Source organism: Pseudomonas sp. 1D4, assembly GCF_001728925.1.
GTDB lineage: Bacteria > Pseudomonadota > Gammaproteobacteria > Pseudomonadales > Pseudomonadaceae > Metapseudomonas > Metapseudomonas otitidis.
In genome coordinates this window covers 20,342-42,291 of the sequence record NZ_LXJQ01000014.1, presented here as the reverse complement: position 1 = coordinate 42,291, position 21,950 = coordinate 20,342, and the positions used below count along the sequence as shown (strand labels likewise).

General features: G+C 68.1%; 20 protein-coding genes. 11 read left to right on the top strand and 9 right to left on the bottom strand.

Features of this window, described 5'->3' with window-relative positions; all coding sequences use genetic code 11:
- Nucleotides 1–15: 15 nt before the first annotated feature.
- From A7D27_RS09655 to A7D27_RS09625, 7 genes are read right to left on the bottom strand one after another with little or no spacing between them, the layout of a single operon-like run.
- A complete protein-coding gene (locus A7D27_RS09655) occupies nucleotides 16–825 on the bottom strand; it encodes a protein-glutamate O-methyltransferase CheR (protein WP_069561152.1) in 810 nt (269 codons plus the stop codon).
- Nucleotides 825–1,334, bottom strand: a complete 510-nt coding sequence (locus A7D27_RS09650; protein ID WP_069561151.1) for a chemotaxis protein CheW — start codon at nucleotides 1,332–1,334, stop codon at nucleotides 825–827. Before A7D27_RS09650 ends, A7D27_RS09655 begins: the two co-directional genes overlap by 1 nt.
- Nucleotides 1,335–1,344: 10 nt before the next feature.
- A complete protein-coding gene (locus A7D27_RS09645) occupies nucleotides 1,345–2,991 on the bottom strand; it encodes a methyl-accepting chemotaxis protein (protein ID WP_069564727.1) in 1,647 nt (548 codons plus the stop codon).
- A 12-nt stretch (nucleotides 2,992–3,003) separates the two neighbouring features.
- Entirely contained in the window at nucleotides 3,004–5,214 is a 2,211-nt protein-coding gene (locus A7D27_RS09640; RefSeq protein ID WP_069564726.1) for a chemotaxis protein CheA, read from the bottom strand.
- A gap of 12 nt (nucleotides 5,215–5,226) precedes the next feature.
- Nucleotides 5,227–5,544: an STAS domain-containing protein gene (locus A7D27_RS09635; protein WP_069561148.1), complete on the bottom strand. Its 318-nt coding sequence runs from the start codon at nucleotides 5,542–5,544 to the stop codon at nucleotides 5,227–5,229.
- 1 nt (nucleotide 5,545) lies between these two features.
- Nucleotides 5,546–5,911, bottom strand: coding sequence for a response regulator (locus tag A7D27_RS09630; RefSeq protein ID WP_044406509.1), 366 nt, complete (start codon nucleotides 5,909–5,911; stop codon nucleotides 5,546–5,548).
- A 14-nt stretch (nucleotides 5,912–5,925) separates the two neighbouring features.
- Nucleotides 5,926–6,663, bottom strand: a complete 738-nt coding sequence (locus A7D27_RS09625; RefSeq protein ID WP_256548377.1) for a methyl-accepting chemotaxis protein — start codon at nucleotides 6,661–6,663, stop codon at nucleotides 5,926–5,928.
- Between the two features lie 687 nt (nucleotides 6,664–7,350).
- Between A7D27_RS09625 and A7D27_RS09620 the strand changes: the two genes are divergently transcribed.
- From A7D27_RS09620 to A7D27_RS09595, 6 genes are all read left to right on the top strand, one after another.
- Nucleotides 7,351–8,604 carry an ABC transporter substrate-binding protein gene (locus tag A7D27_RS09620; RefSeq protein ID WP_069564725.1) on the top strand — a complete coding sequence of 418 codons (1,254 nt, stop codon included), beginning with the start codon at nucleotides 7,351–7,353 and terminating at the stop codon, nucleotides 8,602–8,604.
- Nucleotides 8,605–8,694: 90 nt separating this feature from the next.
- Nucleotides 8,695–9,603 (top strand): carbohydrate ABC transporter permease, encoded by a 909-nt coding sequence (locus tag A7D27_RS09615; RefSeq protein ID WP_069561145.1) that lies wholly within the window; start codon nucleotides 8,695–8,697, stop codon nucleotides 9,601–9,603.
- Nucleotides 9,596–10,441, top strand: a complete 846-nt coding sequence (locus A7D27_RS09610) for a carbohydrate ABC transporter permease (protein WP_069564724.1) — start codon at nucleotides 9,596–9,598, stop codon at nucleotides 10,439–10,441. The genes A7D27_RS09615 and A7D27_RS09610 overlap by 8 nt, the downstream gene beginning before the upstream one ends.
- Nucleotides 10,442–10,488: 47 nt before the next feature.
- On the top strand, nucleotides 10,489–11,649 hold the full coding sequence (locus A7D27_RS09605; RefSeq protein WP_069564723.1) for an ABC transporter ATP-binding protein: 1,161 nt from the start codon (nucleotides 10,489–10,491) through the stop codon (nucleotides 11,647–11,649).
- Nucleotides 11,650–11,792: 143 nt separating this feature from the next.
- Nucleotides 11,793–13,016: a carbohydrate porin gene (locus tag A7D27_RS09600; RefSeq protein ID WP_069564722.1), complete on the top strand. Its 1,224-nt coding sequence runs from the start codon at nucleotides 11,793–11,795 to the stop codon at nucleotides 13,014–13,016.
- A 12-nt stretch (nucleotides 13,017–13,028) separates the two neighbouring features.
- Nucleotides 13,029–13,931, top strand: a complete 903-nt coding sequence (locus A7D27_RS09595; protein ID WP_083265579.1) for a D-hexose-6-phosphate mutarotase — start codon at nucleotides 13,029–13,031, stop codon at nucleotides 13,929–13,931.
- 457 nt (nucleotides 13,932–14,388) lie between these two features.
- Here A7D27_RS09595 and A7D27_RS09590 read toward each other — a convergent pair whose 3' ends face one another.
- Nucleotides 14,389–15,249 carry a MurR/RpiR family transcriptional regulator gene (locus A7D27_RS09590; protein WP_170832287.1) on the bottom strand — a complete coding sequence of 287 codons (861 nt, stop codon included), beginning with the start codon at nucleotides 15,247–15,249 and terminating at the stop codon, nucleotides 14,389–14,391.
- Nucleotides 15,250–15,432: 183 nt separating this feature from the next.
- Between A7D27_RS09590 and zwf the strand changes: the two genes are divergently transcribed.
- From zwf to A7D27_RS09565, 5 genes are all read left to right on the top strand, one after another.
- On the top strand, nucleotides 15,433–16,905 hold the full coding sequence (gene zwf, locus A7D27_RS09585; protein ID WP_069561140.1) for a glucose-6-phosphate dehydrogenase: 1,473 nt from the start codon (nucleotides 15,433–15,435) through the stop codon (nucleotides 16,903–16,905).
- Entirely contained in the window at nucleotides 16,892–17,608 is a 717-nt protein-coding gene (gene pgl, locus A7D27_RS09580; RefSeq protein WP_069564721.1) for a 6-phosphogluconolactonase, read from the top strand. Before zwf ends, pgl begins: the two co-directional genes overlap by 14 nt.
- Before the next feature lie 90 nt (nucleotides 17,609–17,698).
- A complete protein-coding gene (locus tag A7D27_RS09575; RefSeq protein WP_069564758.1) occupies nucleotides 17,699–18,337 on the top strand; it encodes a bifunctional 4-hydroxy-2-oxoglutarate aldolase/2-dehydro-3-deoxy-phosphogluconate aldolase in 639 nt (212 codons plus the stop codon).
- A gap of 20 nt (nucleotides 18,338–18,357) precedes the next feature.
- The gene (locus A7D27_RS09570; protein WP_069561138.1) at nucleotides 18,358–19,980 is read left to right on the top strand and encodes an NADP-dependent glyceraldehyde-3-phosphate dehydrogenase; all 1,623 of its coding nucleotides are present in this window, start codon (nucleotides 18,358–18,360) and stop codon (nucleotides 19,978–19,980) included.
- Nucleotides 19,980–20,387 carry a DUF4952 domain-containing protein gene (locus A7D27_RS09565; protein WP_069561137.1) on the top strand — a complete coding sequence of 136 codons (408 nt, stop codon included), beginning with the start codon at nucleotides 19,980–19,982 and terminating at the stop codon, nucleotides 20,385–20,387. Before A7D27_RS09570 ends, A7D27_RS09565 begins: the two co-directional genes overlap by 1 nt.
- Nucleotides 20,388–20,862: 475 nt before the next feature.
- Here A7D27_RS09565 and cra read toward each other — a convergent pair whose 3' ends face one another.
- Nucleotides 20,863–21,852 (bottom strand): catabolite repressor/activator, encoded by a 990-nt coding sequence (cra, locus tag A7D27_RS09560; RefSeq protein ID WP_069564720.1) that lies wholly within the window; start codon nucleotides 21,850–21,852, stop codon nucleotides 20,863–20,865.
- Nucleotides 21,853–21,950: the final 98 nt, after the last annotated feature.

The following is a 21,950-nucleotide window of genomic DNA, read 5'->3' as shown; positions in this document are numbered from 1 at the left end:
TCTCCCTGGCCGGGCTCATGTGCGTTGGTAGACCGAGGGGCGGACCGCTCGCAGCGGCAGCTTGAAGCCGTGCAGGCTTTCGGCGTGGCCGATGAAGAACAGGCCCTCCGGGCGCAAGCGCTCCACCAGCCGCTCGACGATGCCGCGCTTCTCGTCCTGGCCGAAGTAGATCAGCACGTTGCGCAGGAAGATCACGTCGAAGGGGCCGATCTCCCGGGGGATCGGCCGGGTCAGGTTGAGTTCGGCGAACATCACCCGGTGACGCAGTGCCTGGTTGATGCGGAACAGCCCGGCGCTTTCCTCCACGCCGCGCAGGCAGTAACGCTGCAGCCAGCCGGGGGGGAAGTGCTCGGTCTGCTCCATGGGGTAGGTGGCGCTGCGGGCCTTTTCCAGCATGCGCAGGCTGAGGTCGCTGGCGAAGATGGACCAGTCCTTGGTCCGGGCATGTTCGGCGAGGGTCATCGCCATGCTGAAGGCCTCCTGGCCGGATGAGCTGGCCGCGCTCCACAGGTGCAGCGGTTTGCGCTGGTGGGCGGCCCACTCGCCGAGCTCCTTGAAGTGCTGCGGCTCGCGGAAGAAATAGGTTTCATTGGTGGTCAGCAGGTCCACCACCAGGCGCCGCTCGTCCTGGTTGGCGGGATCGCCGAGCAGGCGCAGGTAGTCGCTGAAGGAGTCAACGCCCACCGCCCGCAGCCGGCCCATCAGGCGGCCGGCCATGAGGATGCGCTTCTGATCGGTCATGTGGATGCCCGAAGCCTCCAGCATCAACTGCTGCAACTGCCGGAAGTCGGCGTCGCTGAGCTTGGGCAACTGCCGGTGGGGCATCAGCCGGCCTGCTGGGCGAGGCTCAGCTGGCGGATGTCCTCCAGCGACAGCACCCGCCGCACGTCGAGGATGATGGTGAAGCCGCGTTCGTCCCGGGCCATCCCGGCGATGAAGTCGGTACGGATGCCGGCGCCGAAGGGCGGTGCCTGCTCCACCTGATCCGTCTCGATGTCCAGCACGGCATCCACGGCATCCACCACCAGGCCGATGCGCTGGTGCTGTTCGTCCAGGTCCAGCTCGATGATGACGATGCAGGTGCGCTTGTTCGGCACGCTCAGGTCCTGACCGAAGCGCGCCGCCAGGTCCATCACCGGTACCACGTTGCCGCGCAGGTTGATCACCCCGTGGATGAAGATCGGCATCATCGGCACGGTGGTGACCTGACCGTATTCGATGATTTCCCGCACCAGGTCGATGGGCAGCGCGTAGCGTGCATCGCGCACCCGGAAGGACAGCTGCTGCACGCTTTCCGCCGCCTCGCTGGCCAGGACTGCCTGGAGTTCGCTCATGCCGCTCCCCTCAGTTGAAGTTGACGAAGTGGCCTTCATCGGCCACCGGCTGGGGCTTGCGGGCCACGGCGGTGCTCGGCTTGCGCAGCTCGCGCACGGCCGCTGGGCGCTCCGTCCGCACGGTCGAGGCGGCCCGCGCGCTGGTCGCTTCGAGGCGGAAGTAGTTGATCAGCTCGAGCAACTGTCCGGCCTGGGCGTTCATCTCCTCGGCGGTGGCCGCCAGCTCCTCGGAGGCGGAGGCATTCTGCTGAGTGATCTGGTTCATCTGGCCCATGGCGATGTTGATCTGCGACGCGCCGGTGCTCTGCTCGCGGGAGGCAGCGGTGATCTCCTGCACCAGATCGGAGGTTTTCTGGATGTTCGGCACGATCTCGTCCAGCAGGTGCCCGGCCTGCTCGGCCAGTTGCACGCTGTTGCTGGCCACGCCGCCGATCTCCTGGGCGGCCACCTGGCTGCGCTCGGCGAGCTTGCGCACTTCGGCGGCGACCACCGCGAAGCCCTTGCCGTGGTCGCCGGCGCGTGCAGCCTCGATGGCGGCGTTGAGGGCCAGCAGGTTGGTCTGGTAGGCGATGTCGTCGATGATGCCGATCTTGTTGGCGATCTGCTTCATGGCCTGGACCATCTCGCCCACCGCCTGGCCGCCCTGCACGGCGTCATTGGCGGCCTTGCCGGCGATGCCGTCGGTGATCTGCGCGCTTTCGGTGTTCTGCGCGATGGAGGCGGACATCTGCTCCACCGAGGCCGTGGTCTCCTCGACGCTGGCCGCCTGTTCGGTGGCCGCCTGGCTGAGGGACTGGGAGGTGGCGCTGACTTCCTCTGAGGCCGAGGACAGCGAGTCGGCGGCGCTGCGCACGTCACTGATCACGGTGCGCAGGCGCTCGGTCATGTGCTTCATGGAGGCCAGCAGGCGGCCGGTCTCGTCGCGGCTGTCCACCTCGATCTCGGTGGACAGGTCACCTTCGGCCAGCTTGTCGGCCACGGCCACCGCGCTGTTCAGGGGGCGGGTGATGGAACGGGTGACGAAGATGCCGATGGCGAAGCCGAGCACGGCGGCAATGATCATCAGGGTGATCAACTGGGCGCGTGAGCCAAGGTAGATCTCGGTGATGGTGTCGTTGGCCTCCTTGGCGCGGGCGTCCTTCTGGGTCACCAGCTCGGAGAACAGCTTGTCGGCGCTGTTTCCCTGGGCTTGCAGCTCGGGCATCAGCGCGGTGAACTCGGTATCACTGGCCAGGGGGACGGTCTTGCTCAGTTCGAGCATCTGCCGCACCACTTTTTCGTAACCCGCCAGGCTCGCCTCCATCTCCGCCAGCTTGGCCATGGACTGTTCGCTCTTGAAGCTGCCCCGAGCGCTGTTGATGTGCTCATGCACGCTCTGCAGCGCCTCCACGACCTGGTCGGCGGTGTGCTGGCGTTCCTCCACGGTGGTGGCCAGCAGGTGGCTGCGCAGGTGACGACCGATGTAGATGAGGTCCATGTTGCCTCTCATCATGGTCTTCAAGGCACCGACTTCGCCCAGGTACATCTGGTCAGTGAGGTCGTTGACCCTGTGCAGGTTGGCGATGCCCAGCCCACCCACCGCAGCGGTGAGCAGCACCACCAGGGTGAAGCCGGCGATCAGCCGGGCTCCGATTTTCATGTTGCGGATGAATTGCATGGTGAGGCTCTCCTACTGACCCGCGAGATCGGGCCGTGCTGGTACGGGGTTGGCGAGGGTGCGCGGTTCTGCGTCCGCGTTCTGTTGCAGGTGCTGGAGCAGGCTGGCGATGTCGAGGATCAGCGCCACCTGGCCGGAGCCGAGGATGGTGGAGCCGCTGATGCCGCGAAGGTGTTCGAAGAGCAGGCCGAGGGGCTTGATCACCGTCTGCAGCTCGCCGTGCAGCTCGTCGACGATCAGCCCGGCCTGGCGCCGCCCGAGGCTGACCACCACGATGTTGCGCCGGCCATGGGCGCTGCAGGGCAGGTCGAAGTGGGCGGCCAGGTCGATGCAGGGCAGGGGCCGGCCGCGCAGCTCGATGTGGCCGTAGGCACGGCGGCCGAGGCGCGCCTCGTCCAGTTCCAGGCACTCGGTGACCAGGTTCAGCGGCACCACGAAATGCTCGCCGCCCAGGCTCACCAGGAAACCGTCGATGATGGCCAGGGTCAGTGGCAGGCGGATGCGGAAGGTGCAGCCCTGGCCGGGGCGTGAGTCGATCTCGATGCTGCCGCGCAGGGCCTCGATGGCGCTGCGCACCACGTCCATGCCGACGCCCCGGCCGGAGAGGTCGGAGACGTTGTCGGCAGTGGAGAAGCCGGCGGCGAAGATCAGCCGCTGCACCTCGTGTTCCGGCGGGTTGGCCTGCGGGTCCAGCAGGCCGCGCTCGATGGCCTTCTCGCGGATACGTGCAGTGTTCAGACCCCGGCCGTCGTCGCTCACCTCGATGACGATCATTCCCGACTCGTGGTAGGCGTTGAGCCCCAGGTGACCCTCGGCGCTCTTGCCGGCGGCCAGGCGCTGTTCGGCGGGTTCGATGCCGTGGTCGATGGCGTTGCGCACCAGGTGGGTGAGGGGGTCGGCGAGCTTGTCGATCACCGTCTTGTCCAGCTCGGTGTCGGCGCCGCGGATCTCCAGGCGGATGTCCTTGCCCAGTTGCTGGCTGACGTCGCGCACCACCCGGTGGAAGCGGTTGAAGGTGTCGCCGATCTCGATCATGCGCAGCTTCAGCGCCGCCTCGCGAATCTGTTCCACGCGCTGGTTCACCGTCTGGGCGCTCTCCTGGCACTGCGGATTGCCGTGTTCCTGGGCCTGCATGCGGGCGGCGGCAGCGCTGATCACCAGCTCGCCCACCAGGTTGATCAGCTCGTCGAGCTTGTGGGCGGCCACCTTCACCAGGGTGCTTTCCGTGTTCGGTGTGCGGCGCTCGCCGTCGCGGCGGGTTTTCTGCTGGCGGGCGAGGGCGGCGTCCACCGCTTGAGGGGCCACCAGACCCTGTTCCACCAGCACCGCGCCCAGGGGCGGTCTCTCCGCCGGGGCGCTGGCCTGGACGGCCAGGCCCTGCTGCAGTTCGTGTTCGGTGAGCAGGCCGGCGGCGACGAGGATGCCGCCGATGCGCTCGTCGGCCTCCGGCAGCGCCTGGATCAGCCGCAGGCAATCGTCCAGGGTGCTGGCCGGCGGCAGCATGCGCAGGGTGCAGAAGTCGCGGATGAACTCGAAGACGTCCTCGATCTCGGTCTTGCTCGCCGGGGTGTCCAGGTCGATCTCCAGGCCCAGGTAGCAGGTTTCCGGGTCCATCTCGGCGAAGGGCGGCAGGCTGTCGTCGAGTACTTCCAGGGCGGTGATCGTGCCCAGACGTCCCAGGTACTGGACGAAGGAGATCGGGTCGAAACCGTTGCGCAGCAGGTCGCCGTCGAAGCGCAGCGACAGGTGCCAGGCGCCGTTGCCGCGCTCTTCCCGCAGGGCGGCCGGGGCATCGACGGCCTCGACCACGGCGGCCAGGGGTTCGCCCAGGTGCTCGGCCAGGGCCGCCAGCAGCTCGGCCTGGTGCGCTTCGTCCACCGGCAGCTCGCCGGTCTCCGGGTCGATCAGGGCGATCATCGAGACGATCTCGTCGAGGCAGCGCAGCATCAGCGAGACCAGCGACGGCTCCAACTGGCGCTGACCGTCGCGCACTGCCATCAGCAGGTTTTCCAGGTGGTGGGTGAAGCTGGCCAGCGGGGTCAGGGAGAACAGCCCGGCCGAGCCCTTGAGGGTGTGCATGGCGCGGAACAGGCCGTTGATGGCCTCGGCGTCGTCAGGCTGCTGATCCAGTTGCAGCAGGTATTCCTCGGCTTGCTGGCTGAGGTCGCGGGCTTCTTCGATGAACCCCTGCAGCAGTTGGCTCCACTGGTCTCCGTTGAGCATGGCGGTCTCCGCTCAGGCCGTGGACGTGGCTGCGGCCGGGAGCAGGTGCTCCAGGCGCAGCAGGGTGATGAGTTCCAGAGGGCCGCCCTGGATGCCTTCCATGACCAGCACGGCGCCGTTGCCGAGCACCTGCCGACGCAGCGCCAGGAGCAGTTGCAGGCCGGCGCTGTCGAGGTCTTCCAGGGCGTGCAGGTCCAGTCGCCAGGGTTGGTCGGCAGCCTGCTCGGCCAGCCGCGCGGTCAGCTCGGCGTGGGCATCGGCCACCTCGTAGATGGTCAGGCTGCCCTCCAGTTCGAGGTGCCCGGGGGATTTCACATGGACCGTGAGCATTTCAACCCACCAGCTTCTCGACAGCGGCCAGCAACTGTTGCGGCTGGAACGGTTTGACGATCCAGGCGCGGGCGCCGGCGGCCTGGCCTTCGGCCTTCTTCGCCTGCTCGCTCTCGGTGGTGAGCATGACGATGGGGGTGAAACGGTAGTCCTTGCTGTTCTTGATCTCCTTCACCAGGCTGATGCCGTCCAGGTTGGGCATGTTCACGTCGCTGATGATGAGGTTGATCTTCTGCCCGTTGAGCTTGGTCAGGGCGTCGCGGCCGTCGACGGCTTCGATGACCTGGTGGCCGGCGCCGCCCAGGGTCATCTTCACCAGTTGTCGCATCGAGGATGAGTCGTCGACGATGAGGATGGTCTTGCTCATGTGTGGCTCCCGGATCAGAAAAAGGTGACTTCGTTGTCGGCCGGCTTGGCACGCCGGCCGGTGCGTTCTTCGTCGGTGGTGAACTGTCGGCGCAGCTCGGCCAGCCAGCGCTGTGGCTCGCCGAGGATCGAGTCCTGGCTTTGCACGGCCTGGCGCAGGCGCTCGATGTCGTGCTGCAGGTGGTCGAGCATCTGGTCGGTGCGGTCCTGGAACTGCATGCCGACGATGATCTGCTGGATGTCGCCCTGGGTGGTGCGGGCGTCCTGCTGCAGGGCGATGGCGCTCTCGGCCAGTTCGTCGAGGTTGGTGCCCAGGTCCTTCATGATTTCCCCGGCTACCTGATCCAGGTAGCGCAGGTTGTTTTCCTCGCTGCTGGACAGCTCGGCGGCGGCACTGACGGTGCCGCGGATGGCCTGGTTGATCTCGCCGACCTTTTCCACCATGCGCTGGCCGGTCTCGGCGGAAAGGCTGGAGAGTTTGCGCACCTCGTCGGCCACCACCGAGAAGCCGCGTCCATAGTCCCCGGCGCGGGCCGCTTCGATGGCGGCGTTGAGGGCCAGCAGGTTGGTCTGGCTGGCGATGTCCTGGACGTGCTTGGACATGCTCTGCAGTTCGGTGGCGTAGCTGTCCAGGTGGCCGATGGTGTTGAGCAGCTCGGTTTTGCGATCGGCGGACTTGTGGAAGGCGGTGGTGACTTCGTCCAGGCGCTGCTGAGCGTGGCGCAGGTTGTCGGCGACGCCGGAGCCACCCACCACGTTCTCCGAGCGTTGCAGGGTCTGGTCCAGGCGCTGGGCGAGGCTGGAGAAATGCTGGAACAGCTGGCCGATGTTGCTGGACACCAGCTCGCGCACCTGGCCGAGGTTCTGCCCCCAGGCCGGCAGCACGCTGACCAGCAGCGGCACGCAATCGGCCTGCACCGGCGTGCTCGGCAGGTCATCCACCTGGGGTTCGCGTGTCGGCGGCGTGCTGCGTGGACGCAGCGCGACGGCGGCGCCCGCCGCCAGTGCCAGGCCCGCTCCGGTGACCCAGGGCTGACCGAGTCCGAGGCCGGCGAAGCCGAGGAGGAGGGCGAGGCAGAGGAGGGAGTAAGCCAGCACGGGACACGTCCTGTGAGATGCGCAATGTTCGAAAAGATAGGTCGCGCCTGGGGGGCTCGATATAGGGATTCCCCCTAGGGGCCCTAGGGGCGCTGGCAGGGGGCGGAGTGCCGGGTCGCGCGCCGACGGCCACCTGGGGGTGGGTGTGAAGGCGTGGCGCTTCGGTGGCCGGTTGCGGATTTTGCCAAGCGCGTCAGGCGCTTGCGTTCACGCAGCGCTTTGTAACGACCCCGTGACCATCGACAATCCCTTTGTTACCCAGGGCCTTTCGGGGCGTGTTTAGACTGCTGGTCAGCGCAAGCACCGACTTGCATGACCAATAAGAACAACAAGGTATTGCCGATGAATGCTCTGTCTCGCCTGACTGCTGCCGTCTCCCTCGCATCGCTGTTCCCCCTGTCCGCCCTCGCCGGCGAAGTGGAAGTCCTGCACTGGTGGACCTCCGGCGGCGAAAAGCGCGCGGCCGACACCCTGAAGAAACTCGTCGAAGAGAAAGGCCACTCCTGGAAGGACTTCGCCGTTGCCGGTGGCGGAGGCGAGGCGGCCATGACCGTGCTGAAGACCCGCGCCGTGTCCGGCAACCCGCCCTCGGCGGCCCAGATCAAGGGCCCCGACATCCAGGAATGGGGCGAGTTGGGCCTGCTCACCGAGATGGACGAAGTGGCCGAGGAGGGCAAGTGGGACACGCTGCTGCCCAAGCAGGTGGCCAGCATCATGCAGCACGACGGCCACTATGTGGCGGTGCCGGTGAACGTGCACCGGGTCAACTGGCTGTGGATCAACCCCGAGGTGTTCAAGAAGGCCGGCGCCACGCCGCCCGCTACCCTCGACGAGTTCTTCGCCGCCGCTGAAAAGCTCAAGGCCGCCGGCTTCATCCCCGTCGCCCACGGCGGCCAGCCCTGGCAGGACGGCACCGTGTTCGAGGACCTGGTGTTCGCCATCCTCGGCCCCGAGGGCTACCACAAGGCCTTCGTCGAGCAGGACAAGGCGACCCTCACCGGCGAGCCCATGGTCCAGGCCTTCGCCGCGCTGAAGAGGCTGCGCGGCTACCTCGACGCCGACGCCGCCGGCCGTGACTGGAACAGCGCCACTGGCCTGGTGATCAGCGGCAAGGCCGGCATGCAGATCATGGGCGACTGGGCCAAGAGCGAGTGGACCGCCGCCGGCAAGGTGGCGGGCAAGGACTACCAGTGCCTGCCGTTCCCCGGCACCCAGGGCAGCTTCGCCTACAACATCGACTCCCTGGCCATGTTCAAGCTGAGCGACGCGGAGAACCGCAAGGCCCAGAACGACCTGGCGCGGACGGTGATGGAGCCGCAATTCCAGCAGTTCTTCAACCAGGAGAAGGGCTCGATCCCGGTGCGCCTGGACCAGGACATGTCCAGCTTCGACGCCTGCGCCCAGCAGTCCATGAAGGACTTCAAGGCCGCCGCTGCCGGCAACGGCCTGCAGCCCAGCCTGTCCCACGGCATGGCCGCCTCCAGCTACGTGCAGGGCGCGGTGTTCGACGTGGTGACCAACTTCTTCAACGACCCCGCCGCCGACCCGAAGAAGGCCGCCCAGCAACTGGCTGCCGCGATCCAGGCCGTCCAGTAACCGCCGATTGACCCGCCCACGGCGCAGGCCCCGCTGCCTGCGCTGCGGGCCCGGCCGTGCCGAATTTCCCCTGCCAACCCGGAGCGCCCCATGAGTTCGACCGCCGCCTTCGCCAAGGCCTCACCGCTGGATGCGCTGCAGCGCTGGCTACCCAAGCTGGTGCTGGCGCCGAGCATGCTCATCGTGCTGGTGGGCTTCTACGGCTACATCCTCTGGACCTTCGTCCTGTCCTTCACCAACTCGCGCTTCATGCCCAGCTACAAGTGGGTGGGCCTGCAGCAGTACCAGCGCCTGTGGGACAACGACCGCTGGTGGGTGGCGAGCCAGAACCTGCTGGTGTACGGCGGGCTGTTCATCGCCATCAGCCTGGTGATCGGCGTGTTCCTCGCCGTGCTGCTGGACCAGCGCATCCGCCGCGAAGGCTTCATCCGCACCGTCTACCTCTACCCCATGGCGCTGTCGATGATCGTCACCGGCACCGCCTGGAAGTGGCTGCTCAACCCCGGCCTGGGGCTGGACAAGCTGCTGCGTGACTGGGGCTGGGAAGGCTTCCGCCTCGACTGGCTGGTGGACCCGGAGCGGGTCGTCTACTGCCTGGTGATCGCCGCCGTCTGGCAGTCCTCGGGCTTCGTCATGGCGCTGTTCCTCGCCGGCCTGCGCGGGGTCGACCCGTCGATCATCCGCGCCGCCCAGGTGGACGGCGCCAGCCTGCCGACCATCTACCTGCGCATCGTCCTGCCGAGCCTGCGCCCGGTGTTCTTCAGCGCGCTGATGATCCTCGCCCACATCGCCATCAAGAGCTTCGACCTGGTGGCAGCGATGACCGCCGGCGGCCCCGGCTACGCCTCCGACCTGCCGGCGATGTTCATGTACGCCCACACCTTCACCCGTGGGCAGATGGGCCTGGGTGCTGCCAGCGCCATGCTCATGCTCGGCGCCGTGCTGGCGATCATCGTGCCCTACCTGTATTCCGAACTGAGGAACAAGCGCCATGACTAGCCTGGCCGGAAAGTCCCCGCTCAGCGTCAGCCGCCTGGCCATCCACGCCACCCTGATCCTCGCCTGCGCGCTGTACCTGGTGCCGCTGGTGGTGATGCTGCTGACCAGCTTCAAGACCCCCGACGACATCCGCACCGGCAACCTGCTGTCCCTGCCGGATGCCTTCACCCTGATCGGCTGGGCCAAGGCCTGGGCCAGCGTCGGCGGCTACTTCTGGAACTCGGTGATGATCACCGTGCCGGCGGTGCTGATCTCCACGCTGCTCGGCGCGCTCAACGGCTATGTGCTGTCCATGTGGCGCTTCCGGGGTTCGCAGTTGTTCTTCGGTGCGCTGCTGTTCGGCTGTTTCCTGCCGTTCCAGGTGGTGTTGCTGCCCGCGTCCTTCACCCTCGGCAAGCTGGGGCTGGCCAACACCACCGGCGGCCTGGTGCTGGTTCACGTGGTCTACGGCCTGGCCTTCACCACGCTGTTCTTCCGCAACTTCTACGTGAGCATCCCCGATGCCCTGGTGCGGGCGGCGCGGCTCGACGGCGCGGGGTTCTTCACCATCTTCGGGCGCATCCTGCTGCCCATGTCGGTGCCCACTGTCATGGTCTGCCTGATCTGGCAGTTCACCCAGATCTGGAACGACTTCCTCTTCGGCGTGGTGTTCGCCAGCGGCGACAGCCAGCCCATCACCGTGGCCCTGAACAACCTGGTCAACACCAGCACCGGGGCCAAGGAATACAACGTCGACATGGCCGCCGCGATGATCGCCGGCCTGCCGACCCTGCTCGTCTACGTATTCGCCGGCAAGTACTTCCTGCGCGGCCTCACCGCCGGTGCGGTGAAGGGCTGAAAAGCGGCTGCGCCCGTTCGCGGCGCTTCTGATTAGTGGAGATCGACATGGCAACCCTCGAACTGCGCAACGTGAACAAACGCTACGGCAGCGGCCTGGCCGACACCCTCCGTGACATCGAACTGTCCATCGACTCGGGCGAGTTCCTGATCCTCGTCGGGCCTTCGGGCTGCGGCAAATCCACCCTGATGAACTGCATCGCCGGGCTGGAAGCCATCAGCGGCGGCGCCATCCTCGTGAACGGCCAGGACATCAGCAGCATGAGCCCCAAGGACCGGGACATCGCCATGGTGTTCCAGTCCTACGCCCTGTACCCGACCATGAGCGTGCGCGAGAACATCGCCTTCGGCCTGAAGATCCGCAAGCTGCCTGCCGCCGAGATCGAGGCGGAGGTGAGCCGCGTGGCCAAGCTGCTGCAGATCGAGCACCTGCTGGAGCGCAAGCCCGGCCAGCTCTCCGGCGGCCAGCAGCAGCGCGTCGCCATGGGCCGGGCCCTGGCACGGCGGCCGAAGATCTACCTGTTCGACGAGCCGCTCTCCAACCTCGACGCCAAGCTGCGGGTGGAGATGCGCACCGAGATCAAGCTGATGCACCAGCGGCTGAAGACCACCACCGTCTACGTCACCCACGACCAGATCGAGGCCATGACCCTGGGCGACAAGGTGGCGGTGATGAAGGATGGCGTCATCCAGCAGTTCGGCACCCCGCAGCAGATCTACAACGACCCGGCCAACCTCTTCGTCGCCGGCTTCATGGGCTCGCCGCCGATGAACTTCATCCCCCTGCGCCTGCAGCGCCGCGACGGCCAGTTGTGGGCGCTGCTGGACAGCGGCCAGGACCGCTGCGAGCTGCCCCTGGGCGAGCGCGGGGCCGGGTTCGAGGAGCGTGACGTGATCCTCGGGGTACGCCCGGAGCAGATCCTCGGTGCCGCGCCGGACAGCCGTGGCACCCCGGGCGTGCGGGTCGAGGTGGAGGTGGTCGAGCCCACCGGCCCGGACACCCTGGTGTTCACCAGCCTCAACCGCACCAAGGTCTGCTGCCGCCTCGGCCCGGATACCGTTCCCCGGCCAGGTGAAAGCCTCACGCTGCACATCGATCCGAGCAAGGTGCTGCTGTTCGACGCCAACAGCGGCGAGCGGCTGCGCCCGGCAGGCCCTTCCAGCAGCCCCGGGCTGCCCGCCAACGTGGCGCAACTGAAGGGGCGTTGAACCATGGCTCGGAACCGCCGGGCCACGGCAGGCAGGGTGCTTCGTCTCAGCCCTGCCGATCGCCCCGTGGTGGGCTGATGCCCACCCTGCGAGGGCGCCAAGGGAACGTTCCATCGCAACACAACAATAAGAATGGAGTGGACATGAACACGAAGATCCGAGGTTTGTGGGTACTGCCCTGCACGCTGTTCGCCGCCTCCGGGCTGGCACAGGCGGTCGAGTTCAGCGGGTACGTGCGCAGCGGCGCCGGCGGTTCCAGCGAAGGGGGCACGCAGTCCTGCTTCCAGTTGCCGGGGGCGCAGTCGAAGTACCGCCTGGGCAACGAGTGCGAGCAGTACATGGAGCTGGACCTGCGCCAGGACCTGCTCAAGCTGGACGACGGCTCGGTGGTCAGCATCGAGGGCATGGCGCAGTTGTACAACCAGTACGGGCACACGCCGAAGTTCACCGGTGACTACGGTTTCGCGCGGATGAACCAGATGTACGCCGAGTGGAGCAACATGCCCGCGCTCAACGGCGGTTCGTTCTGGGCGGGGCGCCGTTTCTACAAGCGCAACGACATCCACATCTCCGACTTCTACTACTGGAACCAGAGCGCCACGGGCTTCGGCTTCGACGAAGTGGCCATCGGCGACCTGAAGTACAGCTACGTGTTCTCGCGCAAGGACAACTACGAGCAGAAGCCCTACATCAACCGCCACGACTTCAACGTCGGCGGCTTCCAGACCAACCCCGGCGGCGAAGTGGAGCTGGGCGTCAGCTATATCGACAAGCCCGACAGCACCGGTGCCCACAGCGGCTGGTCGGTCTCGGCGCAGCACAAGCAGCAGGCCTTCCTCGGCGGGGTCAACACCCTGGCCCTGCAATACGGGCGCGGCCCCGGCACGGCGCTGGGCTACACCGGCGACCCGACCCTGGACAACGCCAACAAGAGCTGGCGCCTGGTGGAGTTCTTCGACTGGCAGGTGACGCCGCATTTCGGCGGGCAGTTCGAAGTGGTCTACCAGAAGGACACCCGCCCGGACGGCGACGACCAGAACTGGCTGTCCATCGGCGTGCGCCCGGTCTACGCCTTCACCGACCAGTTCAAGCTGGTGACCGAGCTGGGCCGCGACCAGGTGGAGGCCCCCGGCGGCACCCGCAAGCTCACCAAGTTCACCGTGGCGCCCACCTGGTCGCCGTCCGGGCCGGGGTTCTCCCAGCGTCCGGAGTTCCGCCTCTACTACACCTACGCCAGTTGGAACGAGGCCGCCCAGCGCGCTGCCAGCGAGCTGGCCGCCGGTTCGGCGTTGTCCGACACCGGGGCCTTCGGCGATGCGTTGCATGGCTCCAACTTCGGCGTGCAGGTGGAGTACTGGTGGAAGTGACGGGAGCGGCCCGTGGCGGCTGCTGAGCGCGACGGGGCGCGCCGCGCAGGGCAGGCGGGGGAGGGCGGCGCGCATCCCCTCGACGCCCTGCTGCGGCCGGCCAGCGGGCAGCTGTTCCGCTGGTACGAACACCAGGGGCGCGAGCTGCTGCTGGTGGAGCATCCCCGCTGCTCGGCGGTGTTCAGTCGCCAGGGTGGGCAGTTGCTGCATTACCAGCCGCGGGGCGAGCACCCGGTGCTCTGGTGCGCCCGTCACTGGCCGCGCGTGGGCGCCATTCGCGGTGGCGTGCCGGTGTGCTGGCCCTGGTTCGGGCGCCATCCGGTGGAAAGCGGCTGGCCCCACCACGGCTGGGCGCGGCTCTCCGACTGGCGGCTGATCGGCAAGGACGCCGACGCCCAGGGCGTGCGCCTGGAGTGGCGCCTGCAGTTGCACGACTGGCAGGTGGAGCTGCGGGCCTGCCTGGGGGATACCCTGAGCCTGGAACTGGTGACGACCCACCATGACAGCGAGCCGTGCGTCCTCAGCCAGGCCCTGCACGCCTACTGGCGGGTGTCGGATGTGGCGCGGGTGGCGCTGCTCGGCCTGGATGGCGCCGACGGGCACGACCTGCTGGCCCGAGAGCCCTGCCGGCAAGCCGGTGAACTGCGGGTCACCGAGGGCGTGCACAGGCGCTTCCAGCGTGGCGGGGCGCTGACCCTGCAGGACCCGGGCTGGCAACGGCGGCTGCGCATCGAGGGCGGCGACAACCCCCACACCCTGGTCTGGCACCCCGGCAGCCGGCCGCTGCCCGAGGTGAGCTGGGCGGAGAGCCTGGGGTTCCTGTCGGTGCAGGCCGCCGCCTGCGGCGACCCGGAGCGGGTCCTGGCACCGGGGGACGAGGCCAGGTTGGCGCTGAAGGCCTGGATCGCGGGGTAGCGGCGTAGCCCGGGCTTCAGCCCGGGAATCGGTGGCGGGAAATCCCCGGACTGAAGTCCGGGCTACGTTCCTGAATCTGCCAAGGCACGGGGTACAACCCAGGCCACCGTGCCACGCCCGTGATGGGCTTCGCGTAGCTCAGCCCATCCTACGAAGGCGGTGCTGCCGCCGGATCATTGGGCTCGAATCAATCGACGGGGTAGCCCTGGCTTCAACCCGGGAAGGGTTGGCGCGGGTTTCCCGGACTGAAGTCCGGGCTACGTTCCTGAATCTGCCAAGGCACGGGGTACAACCCAGGCCACCGTGCCACGCCCATGATGGGCTTCGCGTAGCTCAGCCCATCCTACGAGGGTGGTGCTACCGCCGGACCATTGGGCTCGAATCAATCGACGGGGTAGCCCTGGCTTCAGCCCGGGACGAGGCGGCGGGAGGTCCGCCGTGCCCTATGGGGTGGGGCTCAGGCCGGCTCTTCATCCGCCGGGTAGCGGCTGGCGTTGAGGCTTTCCTTGATCTTGCGCAGGTGCGGCTGGAAGTCGATGCCCCGGCGCAGGGTCACGCCGGTGGCGAGCACGTCGAGCACGGTGAGCTGGATGATCCGCGAGGTCATCGGCATGTAGATGTCGGTGTCCTCCGGCAACGGGATGTTGAGGCTGATGGTGCTGGCCTTGGCCAGCGGCGAGCCGGCGGCGGTGAGGCCGAGCACCGAGGCGCCGTTCTGCCGGGCCAGGCGCGCCACCTCCACCAGCTCGCGGGTGCGCCCGGTGTAGGAAATGATCACGAACAGGTCCCCGGTGTGGGCCACCGAGGCGAGCATGCGCTGCATCAGCACGTCGGAGTGGGCCGAGACGGCCAGGTTGAAGCGGAAGAACTTGTGTTGGGCATCCAGCGCCACCGAGGCCGAGGCGCCGAGGCCGAAGAAGTGGATCTGCCGGGCCTGGATCATCAGGTCCACCGCGCGGCTGATCAGCTGCGGGTCGAGGCTCTGGCAGGCGCTGTCCAGGGAGGTGATGGCGCTGCCGAAGATCTTCCGCGTGTAGGCCTCGGGGCCGTCGTCCGCCGAGACCGCCTGGCTGACGTAGGCCGCGCCACTGGCCAGGCTCTGGGCCAGTTGCATCTTCAGCTCCGGGTAGCCGTTGACGCCGAAGGAGCGGCAGAAGCGGTTCACCGTGGGCTCGCTGACCTGGGCGGCCTGGGCCAGGGCGGCGATGCTGAAGCGGGTGGCCTGCTGCGGGTCCTGCAGGATCACCTCGGCGACCTTGCGTTCGGCCTTGTTGAGTTCGTCGAGACGGCCCTGGATCTGCTCCAGGAGATTGCGCATGCGGTCCATGGGGATTCCTTAGCAGGGCCTGCGGAAACGGTGGCCTATCGTACTGAGGGCCACAGTCGCCAGCCAGAGGTAACAGGGGTGTGACTAAATGTTGTGTTTATTACTACATTTATTCTTGTGTTGCGAGTTCTGGCGGTGTAAATCTCTCACGACCTTGTTGAAGAACAAAACATCATGGCTGTCATCACTGTAGAACCCTGCACCTTCGCCCTGTTCGGCGCCCTTGGCGACCTGGCCCTGCGCAAGCTGTTTCCGGCGCTCTACCAACTGGACCGCGCGGGGCTGCTGCATCCCCGCACCCGCATCCTCGCCCTGGCCCGTGAGAGCGACGAGAACGGCGCCCGCCAGGCCGCCATCGCCGAGCATCTGGGGCGCCATGTGCCCGAGCGCGAGATCGACCCCGACCAGGTGGCGCGCTTCATGGCGCGGCTGGAATACCTGTCGATGGACTTCTTCCTCCACGCCGAGGGCTACCGTGAGCTGGCCGAGCGGGTGGGGGCGGACGAGCCGCTGATCGCCTACTTCGCCACCCCGGCCTCGGTGTATGGCGCCATCTGCGAAGGCCTGGCCCAGGTGGGCCTGGTGCAGAACACCCGGGTGGTGCTGGAGAAACCCATCGGCCATGACCTGGAGTCCTCCCGGCGGGTCAACGACGCCGTGGCGGTGCACTTCCCGGAGAGCCGCATCTACCGGATCGACCACTACCTGGGCAAGGAGACGGTGCAGAACCTGATCGCCCTGCGCTTCGCCAACAGCCTGTTCGAGACCCAGTGGAACCAGCACCACATCTCCCATGTGGAGATCACCGTGGCCGAGCAGGTGGGCATCGAAGGGCGCTGGGGCTATTTCGACGAGGCCGGCCAACTGCGCGACATGGTGCAGAACCACCTGCTGCAGCTGCTCTGCCTGATCGCCATGGATCCGCCCAGCAACCTCTCCGCCGACAGCATCCGCGACGAGAAGGTCAAGGTGCTCAAGGCCCTGGCGCCCATCACTGCCGCCCAGGTGGCGCAGCAGGTGGTGCGCGGCCAGTACATCGCCGGCAGCAGCCAGGGCCGCGCGGTGCCGGGCTACCTGGAGGAAGAGAACGCCAACACCCACAGCGACACCGAGACCTTCGTCGCCCTGCGGGCCGACATCCGCAACTGGCGCTGGAGCGGCGTGCCCTTCTACCTGCGCACCGGCAAGCGCATGCCGCAGAAGCTGTCGCAGATCGTCATCCACTTCAAGGAACCGCCGCACTACATCTTCGCCCCCGAGCAGCGGCCGCTGATCAGCAACCGGCTGATCATCCGCCTGCAACCGGACGAAGGCATTTCCCTGCAGGTGATGACCAAGGAACAGGGCCTGGACAAGGGCATGCAACTGCGCAGCGGCCCGCTGCAACTGAATTTCTCCGACACCTACCGCAGCGCGCGCATCCCCGATGCCTACGAGCGCCTGTTGCTGGAGGTGATGCAGGGCAACCAGAACCTCTTCGTGCGCAAGGACGAAATCGAATACGCCTGGCAGTGGTGCGACCAGCTCATCGAAGGCTGGAAGCAACTGGGCGATGCCCCCAAACCCTATGCCGCCGGCACCTGGGGCCCGGTGGCCTCCATCGCACTGATCACCCGAGACGGAAGGAGCTGGTATGGCGATCTCTGACCTCCGATTCCCCCCGGCCGTGGAGCCGGTGACCCTGGCGGACGCCGCCGAACTGGCCGGGCACCTGGCCCAGCGCGTGGCCGAGGCCCTGCGCGAGGCCCTGGCCGCACGCGGCAGCGCCACCCTGGTGGTGTCCGGCGGGCGCAGTCCGGTGGCCTTCTTCGAACGCCTGGCGCAAGCGCGGCTGGACTGGTCCGCCGTGACCGTCGGCCTGGCCGACGAGCGCTGGGTGCCGGTGAGCCACCCGGACAGCAACGAAGGGCTGGTGCAGCGCCACCTGCTCCAGGGCGAGGCCGCCAAGGCCCGTTTCGTCGGCCTCTACCAGGCTGCCGCCACCCAGGAGGAGGCTGCGCGCCTGGCCGACCAGGCCCTGGAAGCGCTGCCGCAGCCCATCGACGTGCTGGTGCTGGGCATGGGCGAAGACGGCCACACCGCCTCGCTGTTCCCCGGCAGCCCGAACCTGGCCGAGGCCCTGGACCCGGCCTGCCGCGCCCGGTGCCTGGCGACCTGGGCACCCAGCGTGCCCCACCAGCGCCTGACGCTGCCCCTGGCCCTGCTGCAAGGCAGCCGCCTGACCCTGCTGGCCCTGCAAGGGCGCGGCAAGCTGGACACCCTGGCCGCCGCGCTGCAGGGCGAGGACGTGGCGGCCATGCCGATTCGCGCCTTCCTGCGCCGGCCGCTTTCGATCTACTGGTGCCCCTGAGGCTCCATCCGCCTCAAGGGCTCATGCAATGGGAGTAATGCCATGACCACCATCCACAAGCCGCGAACCGCCGTTCGCCGCGTGCCGAGCATGGCCGAGAAGGTGGAGATGATCGACCGGCTCTGCGCCGAGGCGCGCATCCTGCCGGTCATCACCATCGAAGACGAAGCCCACGTCCTGCCGCTGGCCGACGCCCTCGCCGCCGGTGGCCTCAAGGTGCTGGAAGTGACCCTGCGCTCGGCCCACGGCCTGGGCGCCATCCGCCTGCTGCGGGCGCAGCGCCCGGACCTGCTGGTGGGCGCCGGCACCGTGCTGGACGAAGCGATGCTGGCCGAGGCCGAGGCTGCCGGCGCCCAGTTCCTCGTCAGCCCCGGCTGCACCGCCGAACTGCTCGATGCCGCGTTGCACAGCCCACTGCCGCTGCTGCCGGGCGTGGGCAGCGCCTCCGAAATCATGCTCGGCCACGCCCGCGGCTATCGGCGCTTCAAGCTGTTCCCGGCGGAGGTCTGCGGCGGCGTCGCCGCGCTCAAGGCCTTCGGCGGCCCGTTCCCGGCGGTGCGTTTCTGCCCCACCGGCGGCGTGCGGCCGGACAACCTGGTCCAGTACATGGCCCAGCCCAACGTCATGTGCGTGGGCGGCAGCTGGATGCTGGACAGCGCCTGGCAGCGTGCCGGCGACTGGGACCGCATCACCCGCACCACCGCCGAAGCCCTGGCCCTGCTGGCCTGAGCCCCTACCCGGAGCGCGCCATGTCCCTGTTCACCGCCGAGACCCTGTTCCCCCACGCCGAGCAGATTCCCGAGGCCTGGCGCCTGGGCGAGCCCGTCGAGCAACGCGACTACCTGGTGGATGGCGAGCTGCGCCACTGGGCCGGCCCCCTGGCCCCGGTGCGCAGCCCGGTCTACCTCAAGGGGCCGCAGGGCGAGGAGCAGGTGGTGCTCGGCAGCACCCCGCTGCTGGATGCCGAGGCCGCCCTGCAGGCGCTGGACGCCGCCGTGCGCGCCTACGACAAGGGGCAGGGCGCCTGGCCGACCCTGCGGGTGGCCGAGCGCATCGCCCACGTGGAGTGCTTCCTGGCGCGTATGCGCGAGCAGCGCCAGGCGGTGGTGAAGCTGCTGATGTGGGAGATCGGCAAGAACCTCAAGGACTCCGAGAAGGAGTTCGACCGCACCTGCGACTACATCGTCGACACCATCGAGGCGCTCAAGGAGCTGGACCGCCGCTCCAGCCGCTTCGAACTGGTGCAGGGCACCCTCGGGCAGATCCGCCGCGTCCCCCTGGGCGTGGCGCTGTGCATGGGACCGTACAACTACCCGCTGAACGAAACCTTCACCACGCTGATCCCGGCACTGATCATGGGCAACACCGTGGTCTTCAAACCGGCCAAGTTCGGCGTGCTGCTGATGCGCCCGCTGCTGGAGGCGTTCCGCGACAGCTTCCCGCCCGGCGTCATCAACATCATCTACGGCAAGGGCCGCGAGACCGTCAGCGCCATCATGGCCAGCGGCAAGGTGGACGTGTTCGCCTTCATCGGCACCCACTCCGGCGCCGCCGACCTGAAGAAGCTGCACCCGCGCCCGCACCGCCTGCGCGCCGCCCTCGGGCTGGATGCGAAGAACCCCGGCATCGTGCTGCCCCAGGTGGACCTGGACAACGCCGTGGAAGAGGCCGTCACCGGCGCGCTGTCGTTCAACGGCCAGCGTTGCACCGCGCTGAAGATCCTCTTCGTCCACGAAGACGTGCTGGAACCCTTCCTCACCCGGTTCAGCGCGCGCCTGGCGCGCCTGCGCCCTGGCATGCCCTGGGACGACGGCGTGGCCCTGACCCCGCTGCCGGAACCGGGCAAGGTGGACTACCTCGACGGCCTGCTGCGCGATGCCCTGGAGCAGGGCGCGCAGGTGGTCAACGAAGGCGGCGGCCGGCGTCACCAGAGCTTCTTCTACCCCGCGCTGCTGTGCCCGGTGACCCCGGCCATGCGGGTCTACCACGAGGAACAATTCGGCCCGCTGGTGCCGGTGGTGCCCTACCGCGACCTGCAGACGGTGATCGACTACGTGCTGGATTCCGACTACGGCCAGCAGTTGTCCATCTTCGGTAACGACCCCGCCGAAGTGGGGCGGCTGGTGGACACCTTCGCCAACCAGGTGGGGCGCATCAACATCAACGCCCAGTGCCAGCGCGGCCCGGACAGCTTCCCCTTCAACGGCCGCAAGAACTCCGCCGAAGGCACCCTGTCGGTGCATGACGCCCTGCGCACCTTCTCCATCCGCACCCTGGTGGCGACCCGCTTCAACGCGGACAACAAGGCGCTGGTCAGCCGCATCCTCGGCAACCGCGAATCCAGCTTCATCAGCACGGACTACATCTTCTGATGCGTCGCGGCGTGCTGCTGGCGGTGGCGCTGCTGCCGCTGCTGGCCTGGGGCGAGGAGCCAGGGTGCGGCGACTACCTGGCGGCCCTCGGCGTCACCGCGCCCGGGTTGCAGTTCGACGGCTGCCGCCTGGAGGCGGGCGGCCAGCTGCGCCAGCGGGTGGCCGAGTACAGCATCCCCGGGCGTGACGCCCGAGCGCTCGAGGCCCGGCTGGAACAGCGCTTCGGCATGCAGCCGCTGCGCTTCGTCTGCTGCGGCTGGGAGGCCCCGTCCGTCTACGCCCCCCATCCCGCCGGCCGGCCCTACGGCTACGAGATCGGCATGGGCTCCGGCGAAACCCTGGAAAAGGACTGGACCCGCATCGAACGCTTCCACGTCCGCGTCACCCTCTTCCTCGAAGAACCCTGACCCGCACATTTCCTGGGCTTCAGCCCAGGGAGCAGGGGGTTGGGGCATTCCCCGGACTAAAGTCCGGGCTACCCCGTGCTTCAACCTGCAGTCGTTTACTGGCACCCGTAGCCTGGGCTTCAGCCCAGGGAGCGGGGGGGGTTGGGGCATTCCCCGGACTGAAGTCCGGGCTACCCAGTGCTCGCCCCCGCAGTCGTTTACTGGCACCCGTAGCCTGGGCTTCAGCCCAGGGCGCGGAGGTTGGGCATTCCCCGGACTGAAGTCCGGGCTACCCAGTGCTCGAACCCGCAGCCGTTTACTGGCACCCGTAGCCTGGGCTTCAGCCCAGGGAGCGGGGGGGTTGGGGCATTCCCCGCACTGAAGCCCGGGCTACCCAGTGCTCGCCCCCGCAGCCGTTTACTGGCACCCGTAGCCTGGGCTTCAGCCCAGGGCGCGGAGGTTGGGGCATTCCCCGAACTGAAGTCCGGGCGACCTGTCAGCCGTTACGCCGCACATGCAGTTGCCGTGGGACGGCCGTGACGCCGGGCTGGTAGTCCCCGGCGATGGCTCGCAGGGCCTGGGCCAGGACGGCATCGGCGATCAGTTCGTGCTGCTGGCGCATGGCGTTCACCGGCAGGGGCAGGAAGTCCAGCAACTGGGTGTCGCCGAAGGTGCCGACGCGCAACGCCCGGGGCCAGGCGCCGCGTTCGCGCAGCACGTCCAGCACCCCCGCCAGCAGCACATAGGCAGTGGTCACCAGGGCGTCCGGCAGGTGGGCCTGTTCGTCCAGCAGGGACTCCATCATCTGGCGCCCGCATTCGCGGCTGAACTGCGTGCCCTGCATCACCCGCACCTCACCCGCGAACCCCTCCAGCGCCAGGCGGAAGCCCGCTTCCCGCTCGCGGCTGATGTTCAGCTCCGGGCGCGCGCCCAGCAGCGCCACCTGGCGCAGGCCGGGTGCCAGCAGGCTGTGGGTGAGCTGCTGGCTGGCCGGGCGGTCGTCGCTGACCACCGAGCCGAAGCGCGTCGGGTCCAGCACCCGGTCGACGCCGATCACCGGCAGCCCTTCGGCCAGCAGGTCGGCCAGGGTCGGGGCCTCGGGCGGCAGGCAACTGGCGACCACCAGCGCGTCACAGCGGCGGGCGGCGAACAGCTCCAGCAACTGGCGCTCGCTGGCCGGGTCGTCGTCCGAGCTGGCGATCAGCACCTGGTAGCCCCGGGCACGCGCCCGCTGCTCCAGCAGCTTGGCCAGGCGCGCATAGCTGGGGTTCTCCAGGTCCGGGAGGATGAACCCCAGGGTGCGCGTCTGCCCCCGGCGCAGGCCGGCGGCCTGGGGGTCGGGGCGGAAGCCGTGGGCTTCCACCACTGCCTGCACCCGCGCCACCGTGGCAGGGGAGATGCGCTTCTGCTCGGCCTTGCCGTTGACCACATAGCTCGCTGTGGTGAGGGAGACGCCGGCCAGGCGGGCGATGTCGCTGAGTTTCACGTTCGGGGTCCTCACTGGGGCACGGCGGGCGGATGCACATTTCGTCCGCCGGGCACTTCAAGCGGCGAAGGATATCGGTTACCGTGCCGCCCACGCTT